We start from the raw sequence: 12462 nt of genomic DNA, 5'->3' as shown, positions 1-12462 counted from the left end.
CCATGCCAACCATTTCCATTTTCCAAAAAGATTTCTGCCGACTTGTCGGTCGTGATGCCTCCATGTCCGAAATTGAACAATGGATGCCCTATGTGAAAGGGGAGGTAAAAGACGTCTCACAGGAAACCGGTGAAGTGCGTGTGGAACTTCAAGATACCAACCGGCCTGATTTATGGTGTGTGGAAGGGATCGCCCGACAAATTCGATCGGTGCTGAATAAAGGGATGCCCCCATACTCATTTTTTTCGGAAAAGAGGGGCGCGAAACGGCGGATTCAAGTGGCCCAGGGCATGGAAGCCGTTCGACCATATGTCGCGGGTTGCGTCTCATTGGGCTATGCCATGACGCCGGATGGCCTCGACCAGTGTATTCAAACTCAGGAAAAATTAGCCGACGCTTTTGGACGAAAACGTGAAACTGTATCCATAGGCCTCTATCGTGCCTCCGCCATTGCCTTTCCTGTCACGTATGGCCTCGTGAAACCGGATGAAATTCGATTTACGCCATTGGGATTTGAGGAAAAAATGACCCCCCAGGAAATCCTCACCGTCCATCCCAAGGGTCTGGAATATGGATCAATTCTCGCTGGATGTGAACGGTTGCCGCTTCTTTGGGATTCAGATGGACAGGTGTTGTCCTTTCCTCCCATTATCAACAGTCGTGAACTTGGTGAAGTGCAGTTAGGAGACACCGACTTACTCGTGGAAGTCACCGGAACCGATTTAAGCATGGTTGTCTTGGCCTTGAACATTTTTGCCTGCAATTTAGCCGATCGTGGGGCCACCATTGAATCACTGAACATTAACTATCCCTACAAAACTGAATTCGGCACGACCATTAAAACCCCACTGGGCATGAATCAATCCCAACGGATTTCCATGGAAGCCATTGAACAGGCCTTGGGCATGCCACTCGGTTCGGAGGCTATTCAGGAGGCCCTTGCCTCTTATGGATACCAGGTGAAAGCAACGAGACAGTCCGTATCCGTCACCTTACCCGCTTTTCGAAACGATTTTATGCATGTGATGGATGTCGCGGAAGATGTGGCCATTACCCGAGGCTATGAATCGTTTTCTCCCATCATGCCACAGACCTTCACCGTTGGAAGTCTCTCCATGGAAGAACAAACCAGCGATCGCATGCGTGATCTTCTGGTCGGATTTGGATTTCAGGAAATTTTTTCCAATATCATGGCTTCCCATCAGGAGTTGGTGGACAGAATGCGGATTACGGACACTGAATATGCGCGACTGGTAGAAGTGGACAACGTCATGTCCCAAACTTATGCCTGTCTGAGACCTTCTATTTTACCATGTCTGCTTAGGGTGGAAGCTCTCTCACCTCGTGCGTTTTATCCCCATCTACTTTTTGAGGTGGGAGAAACGGCTCAACTGGATTTGGAGGCCAATGTGGGTTCTCGTACGACCCTGTCCATTGCCGCCATTAGCGCCAATTCGGGAGCGAATTTTTCAGAAATTCATAGCTATCTGGATTTATTGATGTATTACATGGCGTGGCCCTACGAACTGGAGCCAGTCACTCATCCCTCATTTTTAGAGGGACGAGTTGGCCGAATCCGTTGTGAAGGGTATGCGGTGGGATATATCGGAGAGTTCCACCCTGAAGTACTCGAAGCCTGGCAAATCGATATGCCAACCTCAGGATTTGAATTCGAGATCAGAAAGCCGGAAGCTTAGGCAGCGACGGGTTGACCGTCTCCCTTGGTGAGGGACACAAGATGTGAAAAGCCTTGAGGATCGTGAATCGCCATTTCTGAAAGCATTTTTCGATTTAATAACACATTGGCTTTCTTTAGCGCATTCATGAACTGACTATAGGTGACTCCTTGTGCGCGAACAGCCGCACTGATCCTGGTGACCCAGAGCTGCCGGAAATTACGTTTTCTCTGTTTTCGTCCGGTGTACGCATATGCTTGCCCCTTATCAACTGATTCGGTGGCAGTCCGGAAAAGTTTACTTTTTCCTCCATATTGGCCACTCGCCAGTTTGAGCCGCTTTTTCCGGCGCTGCCGAGTTTGTGGCCCACCTTTTACCCTTGGCATGACACGTTCTCCTTAATTATTGAAATGTTACTTATAGGGGAGTAATCGAGACAATGAAGTGCGGTCTTCTTTTCTGACCTCTGCTGCACCGCTTAGTCTGGATTTTACACCTGGTGCCTTGGAAGTGAGGATATGACGCATTCCGGCCTTCCGCCGCATCCACTTGCCAGAGCCGGATCGTTTAAATCGCTTACTGGCTCCTGAGTGATTTTTTAATTTCATTTTTGCCATTTCTTATTTTCCTTTATCAACGACCGGCAAATTGCCGGCTTTTCCTCAACTTAGCCTATTATTTTGGAGCAACCACCATGTAAAGATTCCGGCCTTCCATTCTAGGAGGGCTTTCAATATTTCCTGCGCCCTTTAACTCCTCAATAACCTTCTGAATCGCTTTGAACCCAAGCTCTTGATTGGCCATTTCTCGACCGCGGAACATAACCGTAACTTTGGTCTTATTCCCTTCTTCCAGGAAGTCCCGTATTTGCCGGACTTTCGTCTCCATATCGTGCTTGTCTGTCCGAGGCCGAAATTTAACTTCCTTAACCTGGGTGGATTTCTGGTTAAGTCGCATGCGATGTTCTTTTTTGCTCTGTTCATACTTAAATTTCCCATAATCCATAATACGGCAGACCGGAGGGTCCGCGGTAGGAGCCACTTCCACCAAATCATATCCAATTTCCCTCGCCTGCCGAATCGCCTCTGATGTCTTCAGGATTCCAAGTTGTTCACCTTCAGCACCAATAACCCGGACTTCAGGATTTTTGATGAAATGATTAATACGTTGTTTGGGTGTCACCGGACGAGTCATTCGAAAAGTAAAGAACCCTTCCTAACAGCCTCGGGCATATCTTCCCGAATCAGCGTCACCAAATCAATAATAGGCATCGTTCCCAAATTTTTCCCGTTCCTTTGTCGTACCGCAACCATCTTTGCTTCAGCTTCCCGATCCCCCACGATAATCATGAAAGGAATCTTTGCCTTTTCAGCCTCACGGATTTTAAGGCCAATCTTTTCATTTCGCAAGTCTAAGCCGACGCGACAGCCTTCCTGACGAAGATTTTTTTCAACCTCTTGAGCATACTCTTGATGTTTTTCTGAAATTGGGAGGACCGTAACCTGGACAGGGGCCAACCAGGCCGGAAAGGCACCCCCAAAATGCTCCAGGAGAATCCCGAAAAATCGCTCAATCGATCCTAATAAAGCCCGGTGGATCATGATAGGTTGATGGGTTTTACCATCATCACCCACGTAGGTCAGGCCAAATCTCTCGGGATTATTGAAATCAATCTGAACCGTTGAGCATTGCCAGGATCGGCCTAAGGCATCCTGAATTTTGACATCAATTTTAGGCCCATAAAAGACCCCTTCCCCAGGATCTTCCTGATAGGCATAGCCTCCGTTTTTCAGCGCAGTTTCCAGCGCCAACGTCGCTTGATCCCATTGCTCGATCGTCCCCACAGCCTTTTCGGGCCGAGTGGAGAGAAACATCTTGAATTCCGTAAATCCAAAAGTCCCCAGCATACTCGTAATAAATTTCAGGACCTTTTGGACCTCTTCACCCAACTGGTCAGGGCGGCAGAATAAATGAGCATCATCCTGGGTAAATCCCCGAACCCGCATGAGGCCATGCAGGACTCCGGAACGTTCGTACCGATAGACAGTTCCCAATTCCCCGTAGCGGATGGGCAGATCACGATAACTCCGCAAATGTGATTTATACACCATGATATGAAACGGACAATTCATGGGCTTTAGCTGATATTCACTGGACTCGACAGGCATGGAGGCGAACATATTTTCTTTGTAAAAGTCCACATGCCCGCTGGTTTTCCATAAATCCAACCGAGCAACATGCGGCGAATAAACCAACTCATACTGATTGGCTAAATGTTGTTCCCGCCAAAAATTTTCAATCAGCAGACGGATTTGTGCCCCTTTGGGGTGCCATAAAATAAGACCGGGTCCGGTTTCGTCCTGAATACTAAATAAATCGAGGTCTTTCCCGAGCTTTCTATGGTCACGGCGTTTAATCTCCTCTAAATTATCCAGGTGAGCCTGCAAAGCTTCTTTTGAGGGAAAGGACGTGCCATAAAGCCGCTGCAACATGGGATTCCGTTCATCCCCTCGCCAATAGGCTCCTGCACTATTCAGGAGTTTAAAGGCTTTGACATAGCCCGTAGCCGGCAGATGGGGGCCACGACAGAGATCGACGAAATCCCCTTGGGTATAGGCAGACACCGGTTCTCCATCAGGAAACCCTTGAATGAGCTCTACCTTATAGAATTCACCACGATTTTTAAAAAATTCAATGGCCTCTTCCTTGGAGAACTCACGTCTTGAAACCGAAAGATTCCGTTTGATGATTTCCAAAGCCTTGGCTTCAATTTTTTCTAAATCTTCCGGCGTGAACGGGCGCTCAAAGGCAAAGTCATAAAAGAAGCCCTCCTCGATGGCCGGACCAATGGTTAATTGGGCGGAAGGAAAGCATTCCTTCACCGCTTGGGCCATAATATGCGTACTACTGTGCCGATAAATTTCTTTTCCTTCCGGGGAATCAAACATCAAGGGCTGCAAGATGGAATCGGTCTCCAGGGAACCCAGGAGGTCTATTTCCACGCCATTGGCCTTCACGGCCAACACCTCAGGGGGCACGGCTCCCTTCAGCTTCTCTAGTGCCGCCTTGGCCGAGATCCCTCTGGGAAGAACCTGGCTACTTTCGCCTTGCAGTGATACCTGAATAGATTCCATTAGATTAAAAACACCTAACAAAAAAGGTTCTACATACGGTGATGAACGCAAGAAAAGGCACCATTCCCCTCAATTAAGGAAGCTGGATACCTGTCAGGCTTTTTTGGAGAAAGATAATGGTAGGCGCGGGCGGTATTGAACCGCCGACCTCTACCGTGTCAAGGTAGCGCTCTCCCCCTGAGCTACGCGCCTATATCTTACCGGCCATATGCTAGACTGCATTGCAGGTCTTGTCAAGAAATGGTTTATTTTTCAAGGGGAAAGGGAAAGACTATTCCAAAGAATCCGATTCGGTCTTCTTGCGTTTTCCGGCAGTAGATTGCTTTAACTGATTGACGGAGATTTGAAATTCTGTAATCTTTTTCCTGAGTGTATTGCGATTAAGGCCAAGAAGCCGCGCCGCTTTTATCTGATTGCCATGGGTTTCCCGTAAGGCCAGTTCAATCAAGGGTCGTTCAACTGCTCTCATTAAGGTGGGATAGAGATTTTTCCCTGACCCGACATTCATCGCTCGAACAAAATCCCCCAATTTTTTTTCCACATAACTGGCCAGGCTCACATCTTTCGGATCGATAGCCCCCTCTTCCGAGGGTTGATCTCCCATAACTTGCCGGATCTGATGCATGGTGCTCCAGGCGGGCAAGGGTCCGGCATATATAAAGGTCTTGGACAAATTCAATTGGCCATTCAGTTCCGACAAGGCAGGAAAAAATTTCTTCCCGGACTCATCTAGAATCACGCCGGTAAATTGTTGAGAGCGCATGGCCGCTTCCAGGGAAGAGCAGTCATCCAATACCGTAATGGTGTTCTGAAGGTCTGGACCTTGAACCCGCGACTTGAGATCGGGATCCTGGGTTAACAGTGCAAACCGTATGTGAGAAGAGTTCAAAGACACGTTATTTGGGTCAGGTGAAATGCAAGCGAGGATTATGTCGGAACATTATTTAAAAATCAATTGAGGTCTATCTCCTAGGTTGAGAAGCTCATGCAATTCCCAAAAGTGGACCCACTATTCGTAATGTGCACCAAACCAACACGCCACCAATTGCATCCAACAACAATCCGGCTTGCACCATTCGGAGAATTGGAATCTTTCCCGTTCCATACACAATAGCATTGGGGGGAGTAGAAACCGGCAACACAAATGCCAGACTTGCAGCCATACACGCTCCCAGTACGGGAGGGACAGGAGAAATATTGGCCGTGTGGGCAATGGCGATGAGCACCGGCACAATCATACTGGTGGCGGCAGTATTCGACGCGAGCTCCGTGAGAACCAGAGCCGTAAGAATCGCCACGCCCGTTAAACCCCAGACGGACTCGATGCCGAATATCGCCACCATACCCTGGCCAATCGCTTTCGCCAATTCGGTTTCCACCATTAGCTCCCCAAAGGCGATGCCTCCTCCGAATAAAAGGATCGTTCCCCAATGAATATTGGCGGCTTCTTTCCATGTTAAGGTAAATTCCCCCTGGCGAAAATTCAAAGGCAGAAGAAACAATAACCCAGAGGCAAAAATAGGCACCAATTCTTTCGGCAAGTGGGCCTCAACCCATTGCACGACGGGATGATTTCCTTCAAAAAATAATGAGAGTAATGCCGGGAGTAGCCACAACAGGACAGCCAACAGAAACACCGCAAACGTATATTGCTCCCCCCGAGTCCAGGGAAGGGGTGCCGAAATCTTGAGAACAGAAGATCCTTCATGAAAAGACGAGTGAGAAGGGGGAGGATGTAACCAATATATCAGCGTAAACATCACGAGCAGCATGGCACTTGCCAACGGCAATCCAATCAGCAACCATTGGTCAAATGAAATGGTGAAATGAGCTTGCTGGGCTAACAGCCCCACTCCGATTAAATTCGGGGCGGTGCCGACGAGAGTGGCTACTCCCCCAATACCGGCGCCATAAGCCAGACACAGCAAAAACCCGGTGTCGAAGGTTTTCATATTAGGATAGTCCTGCCGAAGCGCCCGTAATACACCAAGCGCAATGGGCAACATGACCGCCGTTGCCGCGGTATTGTTAATCCACATAGACAGGCCGGCAACAGCCAGACTCATCGCCATCATAATTCGAATAGGATTGGAACCCACGCACTTACGTGACAACAGCCAGTTGCCAAACCGGCGGTCCAACCCATGAACGGAAAGGGCCTCCGAAATAAAAAAACTCCCAATAAACAGGAAGATGATGGGGTGGGCAAAGGCAGAAAACACAGATTGCATGTTTCCTAACCCGGCGACGACGCATAATCCACAGCCCAGCAAAGCGGTAATGGGCAGAGGAATAGGCTCCGTAATCCACATCACCACTACCCAGCTTAAAATGGTTGCCAGAATTCTCGCGGGGTCGGGCAGGGATTCGGGAAGCAGCACAAACATCAGCCCGGCAATGAGCGGGGCGGCAAAAAGACCGAATTGATGCGCCGGAATAGCGGTATGGGGACCTGGACCGGATTGGCTCATGCAGCTCTTGGAATGGACGCGCTCAGCTTAGGAAATCCGGTGAGGCTTCAGACCACGACCGCATGTCCTGTTTTCCTCTTTGCCGAAGTGGCTTGTTGGGTAACCTCTCTAGGATTTGGCGTATACAGCAGGTATCATACAGAAAAGGGGATATGTGAGATAGAGACCCCAGGAAAGGATTCAACGATTTCTCCATATGCAATCAAAAATCCATACTTTAGACAGTCTCCTACAACGAATTTCCGTTCATCAGCAGGCGGGAGAATCCATTGTCTTTACGAATGGGTGCTTTGATTTGCTGCATATCGGACATACGCGGTATCTGGCAGAAGCCAAGGAGTTGGGGGATCGATTAGTGGTCGGAGTTAACAGCGATGGATCAGTCCGGCAACTGGATAAAGGGAAGCATCGACCAATCCAAACCGATGCCCAACGGGCAGAAATCATTGCCGCATTAGGTTGCGTAGATTACGTGATACTTTTTGACGAGCCGGATCCCTTGAATCTCATCAAGGCTATCCAACCTAACGTCCTTGTGAAGGGAGGAGATTGGACCTCCGAACGAATTATCGGAAAAGATTTTGTTGAGGAACGGGGAGGATTTGTGCGAACGATTCCACTTGTCTCCGGTGTTTCGACCACAACGATTATCGAACGAATTCTCACCACTCATGGAATAAGCCCATCCTGCTAGTCCGCACGTCGAGAACATTTTTCGTGGTGTATTTCAGATTATGAACGTCCCTTCCGTCTTCCATCATTTTGCAAACCAACTGCGCACGGTCGTTCCAGCGATCCCGGAACAGTCGCCCCCGCCCTGTCTGCTGAGTACGCAACAGGCGTGCCTCGCCCTGGCCATGACCCTGTTCACACTTCCGGAGAAAAGGACCCCCGGCACCGACAACCAAACACACCTCATCATCACGCCCACACAAGAACAAGCCGAAGAATTGTATGAGGATTTGGAATTCTTCTTCTCGTTCATCAGGCGGGATCACGAGACACTGGCCTTATTTCCTCCATGGGCCACCATTCCCTATAACCCGGCACTGCCGGCCCACAGCGTTATTTGTCAGCGTGTTCGGTCCCTCCACCGGTTGTCTCGGGGTGAAAGCACCGTCATCATCAGCTCACTTCCAGCCATCTTGCATAAACTACTTCCGCCGGAGGTTTTCGCTCAAGCATGTTTTTCCCTCAAGATAGGCGAGACGTGCGAGCGTGAGGTGCTTCTTCGTTCATTAATCCGGCTAGGGTATGAACGCGGATCGTTGGCTGAAGTCCCCGGTGAATTCAGCGTACGTGGCGGGATCGTGGATATTTTCTCCACAGCGCAGGACCATCCCGTCCGTGTTGAATTTCTAGGGGATACGGTCGATTCCATCCGGACGTTTGATCCCTCCACTCAAGAATCCATCACCCATCTCAAGGAAACCTGGGTCTTACCCACTCGGGAGTTCATTCCTCCCGATTCAGGACAACCTGGTAGCGCTATCGAACACATTCAGGCAAGCATTGAATGGGATCTTCCCCGGTATTATCCCAAACTGGTCACACTGTTTGAGTACATTCAGACGCCGATCACCGTCTCTTTCTATCGCCCGGTTGATCTGGATGCTGCGGCTGCGCAATTTTGGAATGCGTTACTAGAAACATGGGAAAATCTCCAGCCTGGCCAGGTGGGAGCCTCCGCCCACGCTGACCCCGATCAACTCTATGAAATGTGGGATTCCATTAAAGCCTACACCAGCATGTGTCCAACGGTATGGTGGGATAGCGTGGCTCCTGATACCGGCACCATGCCCTGTGTGCCTGTTTCCTTGCAGGCTCAGTCTCCCAGCAGTGTCGGGGTAGGCATTCGCGGACTTCCCTTTAAGGAAACCCTTTCCAAACTTGACCAATTGCGAGCAGACTCCGAGATCTTTTTTGTTGCTCGCAGTCCGGGACAGGTGGAACGGCTGTTGTCCCTCCTGCATGACCACGGCTTCCCCGCCAACAAGTGGCAACACCCCTTCCCTCAACCAGCCAAGGATGCCCGCGCACCCTTTTACTGTCTTGAAGGAGACCTCTCAGCAGGGTTTCTTTCACCAGACGGGCACATCGCGTTTGTTACCGAGGAAGAATTATTTGGGAAGGGCATCCGGCATCGTCCCCACACAAAATCCCCCGCCGCCAAATTTTTCTCGTCGTTAGAGGATCTGAAAGAAGGCGATCTCGTCGTTCATCTTCAACATGGGATTGGACGATATCTGGGTTTGCGACGGTTAGAGGTGCAGGGCTTTACCAGTGATTATTTGCTCCTGCAATTCGGTGGAACCGATACCCTGTATGTCCCGCTGGACCGCCTGAACCATATCCACCGCTATCGGGGAGCTGAACAACGGTCCCCGCGACTGGACCGCCTGGGAGGCACGGCTTGGGGCAAAACCAAGGCGAAAATCAAAAAAGGCATCGAGGATATGACCGAGGAACTCGTAGAACTCTATGCCAACCGTGAAGTCGCCAGACGGAGCGCGTACCAGGAGGACACGCTCCTGGTCCATGAATTTGAAGCGGGATTTGAATTTGAAGAAACGCCTGACCAACTTCGAGCCATTGAAGAAATAGGACGGGATATGGAATCTCCGAAACCCATGGACCGCCTGGTCTGTGGAGATGTGGGATACGGCAAAACGGAGGTCGCCATGCGTGCCGCCTTTAAGGCGATTCAGGCCAACCGACAGGTGGCCGTCCTGGTACCCACGACATTGCTGGCTCAACAACATTTTGAAAATTTTTCACTACGGTTTGCCCCGTTCCCGGTTAAAATCGGTATTTTGTCACGCTTTCAATCAGCCAATGAGATCAAAGCGACATTAAAAGATTTGGCCGGCGGCCTGATTGACATTGTGATCGGGACGCACCGGGTCGTGCAGAAAGATGTCGTCTTTAAACAATTGGGCTTGGTGATTATCGATGAAGAACAATGGTTTGGTGTTCGCCATAAGGAACGCCTGAAGCAACTCCGCACCCAGGTCGATGTGCTCACACTGTCCGCGACCCCCATCCCCCGGACTCTGCAGATGGCCTTTTCAGGAGTGAGAGACTTATCCGTCATTGAAACCGCGCCTCCGGGTCGTTTGGCAGTGGAAACTCAGGTCCTCCGGTTTGATGCGACAGTGGTACGGGAGGCCATAGCCCGTGAACTCGCTCGTGGAGGGCAGGTGTACTACGTACACAATCGAGTGGAAACCATGGAGCAGACAGGAGCCTGGTTACAAGATCTGGTTCCGGAAGCACGGGTATTGATGGCGCATGGCCAAATGAATGAACAATTATTAGAACGGGTGATGTTACGGTTTTTTCACCAGGAAGCCGATGTGCTGCTGGCCTCAGCCATCATCCAATCAGGGTTGGATATTCCCAGCGCGAACACCATCCTGGTTGATCGGGCGGATTTATTCGGGCTCTCCCAGCTGTATCAACTTCGCGGACGGGTCGGGCGAAGCGGGCAACAAGCCTTTGCCTACCTCTTCATTCCCAACGAAGAAACCCTGAGTACCGACGCACAAAAACGCATGAATGCCATTCAAGAATTTGCGGAACTTGGCTCCGGATTTCGTATCGCAGCCGCGGACCTTGAAATCCGGGGAGCGGGAAATTTACTCGGGAAACAACAGTCCGGCAATATCGCCGCCGTCGGGTTGGACCTGTACCTACAAATGGTGGAGCAGGCTGTTCAGCAGCTTAAAGGCCAGGAAGTGGAAGAAGAGTGGGAACCCACTCTTCAACTTGATGTTTCCGCCTTCATTCCCGAGGAATATGTGGAAGACGCCTCCCAGCGCCTGGGACTCTACAAACGGTTATCCGGGAGTGACCGGTTAGGGGATTTGGCCTTATTATATGGGGAGACGCTTGACCGGTTTGGATCGCCTCCTGCCGCCATGGAAAGACTATTTGAAGTCATGCAAATCAAAGTGTTGGCCAAGGCCCTGCAACTCGAGTATGTCGAAGTCCGGGGCGGGCTGATGAATCTTCGCTTTCATGAACGGGCCAAGCTCCCGGAACAGGGGATCCGTGCTTTAATGGACAGATGGAAAGATCGTCTGGACTGTCTTTCTCCTCGTGCCTATCGTTTGACTCTCCCGGAGCAGGATTGGACATCCATGTACCCCAGGGCTAATACGATTTTACAAGAACTCCATCAGTCGATGGTTAAAGAAGAAGTGAGAACGTAACGTGAAGGGCATGCGGGTATGCCTGAAAGATTGGCCTTTCCAGACGCTCACCCTCTGGGTGACGGCGAGCCTTCTCTTCTTTCCCGGGGTTGGCCTGAGCCTCACCGACCGGATTATTGCCGTGGTGAATAAAGAGGTGATCACGTGGTCTGATCTTGAAAAAGAACTACGCGATGAGTATAAGCGCCTGAACGCCAAATACCACGGAGAGGAACTGAACCGGCGGTATTTCCAGAAACAACGAGAAGTCCTGAACCACATGATTGATGATCACCTCATGATTCAAGAAGCTCAAGCCAAGGGGCTCTCTGTCACTCAGGACGAAATCGATGCAGCCTTACGGCGAACTCCGCTGCCACCCACTCAAACGGAAGAAGAATTCGGGCATCAAATGCTCCTCAAAAAACTCTTTGACTTCGAGATTCGCCGGAATATTGTCATAGAGGAAGAAGAAATCCGGCGGTATTATGAGGCCAATTCCACCCTTTTTCTCTCACCGCCACGGTACCGACTCCAGCAAATTCTGTTAGACGGGCAGGAAGGCTATGAACGGGAGAAAGCCAAGAACAAGGCCCAAACTATGTATGCGGCATGGACACCGAATACGGCGCTCGAGGATTTCGCCAACAGGTATTTCGAGCGAATTCATGAATTAGGCTGGGTACAGGAAAACGAATTAGTGGCCCCTCTGAAGGAGGTGGTCAAGGAACTGAAACCGGGACAGATCTCGGCCCCTATTGAAACCCTCCTAGGATTCCACCTTATTCTGTTAAAAGAAATTCAACCACCCCAACCGCTCCCGCTTGAAGTCGTGGAACGGGATATCCGGGGGATGCTTACTAAGCAACGTTCCGAGGAAGCGTATCGAAATTGGCTTGCCGATATCAAACAAAAAGCCTTTATCGATGTGAAGCTGAAATAAAGGTATTCATTTCATTGCTGGATGGGTCAAGACCAACTCCCATCA

General features: G+C 50.2%; 10 protein-coding genes and 1 tRNA gene. 4 read left to right on the top strand and 7 right to left on the bottom strand.

All coding sequences use genetic code 11. The features are described 5' to 3' along the window. The first annotated feature begins 2 nt into the window (after positions 1-2). Entirely contained in the window at positions 3-1697 is a 1695-nt protein-coding gene (gene pheT, locus PQG83_RS15685) for a phenylalanine--tRNA ligase subunit beta (RefSeq protein WP_312742981.1), read from the top strand. On the opposite strand, the gene rplT is transcribed toward pheT, so the two are convergent. The 7 genes from rplT to PQG83_RS15650 all read right to left on the bottom strand — a co-directional run bounded on the left by rplT (position 1694) and on the right by PQG83_RS15650 (position 7281). Next, a complete protein-coding gene (gene rplT / locus PQG83_RS15680; protein WP_312742979.1) occupies positions 1694-2062 on the bottom strand; it encodes a 50S ribosomal protein L20 in 369 nt (122 codons plus the stop codon). The two genes, pheT and rplT, sit on opposite strands and share 4 nt — an antisense overlap. 27 nt (positions 2063-2089) lie before the next feature. Continuing rightward, positions 2090-2284 (bottom strand): 50S ribosomal protein L35, encoded by a 195-nt coding sequence (gene rpmI / locus PQG83_RS15675; protein ID WP_376753602.1) that lies wholly within the window; start codon positions 2282-2284, stop codon positions 2090-2092. Positions 2285-2351: 67 nt separating this feature from the next. After that, the gene (gene infC / locus PQG83_RS15670) at positions 2352-2870 is read right to left on the bottom strand and encodes a translation initiation factor IF-3 (protein ID WP_376753393.1); all 519 of its coding nucleotides are present in this window, start codon (positions 2868-2870) and stop codon (positions 2352-2354) included. Beyond that, on the bottom strand, positions 2867-4810 hold the full coding sequence (thrS, locus tag PQG83_RS15665; protein WP_312742974.1) for a threonine--tRNA ligase: 1944 nt from the start codon (positions 4808-4810) through the stop codon (positions 2867-2869). The genes infC and thrS overlap by 4 nt, the downstream gene beginning before the upstream one ends. Positions 4811-4927: 117 nt before the next feature. Then, positions 4928-5002 (bottom strand) — tRNA-Val (locus PQG83_RS15660). 79 nt (positions 5003-5081) lie between these two features. Then, positions 5082-5699: a helix-turn-helix domain-containing protein gene (locus PQG83_RS15655; RefSeq protein ID WP_312742971.1), complete on the bottom strand. Its 618-nt coding sequence runs from the start codon at positions 5697-5699 to the stop codon at positions 5082-5084. Between the two features lie 94 nt (positions 5700-5793). Then, a complete protein-coding gene (locus tag PQG83_RS15650; RefSeq protein ID WP_312742968.1) occupies positions 5794-7281 on the bottom strand; it encodes an SLC13 family permease in 1488 nt (495 codons plus the stop codon). Positions 7282-7477: 196 nt separating this feature from the next. Here PQG83_RS15650 and rfaE2 point away from each other — a divergent pair, with 196 nt between their 5' ends. Genes rfaE2 through PQG83_RS15635 form a run of 3 tightly spaced genes read left to right on the top strand, consistent with a single transcriptional unit; the run spans position 7478 to position 12417 of the window. Then, positions 7478-7975 carry a D-glycero-beta-D-manno-heptose 1-phosphate adenylyltransferase gene (gene rfaE2, locus PQG83_RS15645; protein WP_312742965.1) on the top strand — a complete coding sequence of 166 codons (498 nt, stop codon included), beginning with the start codon at positions 7478-7480 and terminating at the stop codon, positions 7973-7975. 40 nt (positions 7976-8015) lie between these two features. Beyond that, positions 8016-11495, top strand: a complete 3480-nt coding sequence (gene mfd / locus PQG83_RS15640) for a transcription-repair coupling factor (protein ID WP_312742963.1) — start codon at positions 8016-8018, stop codon at positions 11493-11495. 10 nt (positions 11496-11505) lie between these two features. Continuing rightward, positions 11506-12417 carry a peptidylprolyl isomerase gene (locus PQG83_RS15635; protein ID WP_312749141.1) on the top strand — a complete coding sequence of 304 codons (912 nt, stop codon included), beginning with the start codon at positions 11506-11508 and terminating at the stop codon, positions 12415-12417. Positions 12418-12462 lie beyond the last annotated feature (45 nt).

It is taken from the genome of Candidatus Nitrospira neomarina (assembly GCF_032051675.1).
GTDB classification, from domain to species: Bacteria; Nitrospirota; Nitrospiria; order Nitrospirales; family UBA8639; genus Nitrospira_E; species Nitrospira_E neomarina.
Note: the sequence above shows the minus strand (reverse complement) of the source record. Positions and strands in the feature narration are given on the sequence as shown.

Coding starts and splice junctions, on each gene's coding strand:
- pheT (WP_312742981.1), top strand. CDS start 3: ATGCCAACCATTTCCATTTTCCAAAAAGATTTCTGCCGACTTGTCGGT.
- rplT (WP_312742979.1), bottom strand. CDS start 2,062: ATGCCAAGGGTAAAAGGTGGGCCACAAACTCGGCAGCGCCGGAAAAAG.
- rpmI (WP_376753602.1), bottom strand. CDS start 2,284: ATGAAATTAAAAAATCACTCAGGAGCCAGTAAGCGATTTAAACGATCC.
- infC (WP_376753393.1), bottom strand. CDS start 2,870: ATGACTCGTCCGGTGACACCCAAACAACGTATTAATCATTTCATCAAA.
- thrS (WP_312742974.1), bottom strand. CDS start 4,810: ATGGAATCTATTCAGGTATCACTGCAAGGCGAAAGTAGCCAGGTTCTT.
- PQG83_RS15650 (WP_312742968.1), bottom strand. CDS start 7,281: ATGAGCCAATCCGGTCCAGGTCCCCATACCGCTATTCCGGCGCATCAA.
- rfaE2 (WP_312742965.1), top strand. CDS start 7,478: ATGCAATCAAAAATCCATACTTTAGACAGTCTCCTACAACGAATTTCC.
- mfd (WP_312742963.1), top strand. CDS start 8,016: ATGAACGTCCCTTCCGTCTTCCATCATTTTGCAAACCAACTGCGCACG.
- PQG83_RS15635 (WP_312749141.1), top strand. CDS start 11,506: ATGCGGGTATGCCTGAAAGATTGGCCTTTCCAGACGCTCACCCTCTGG.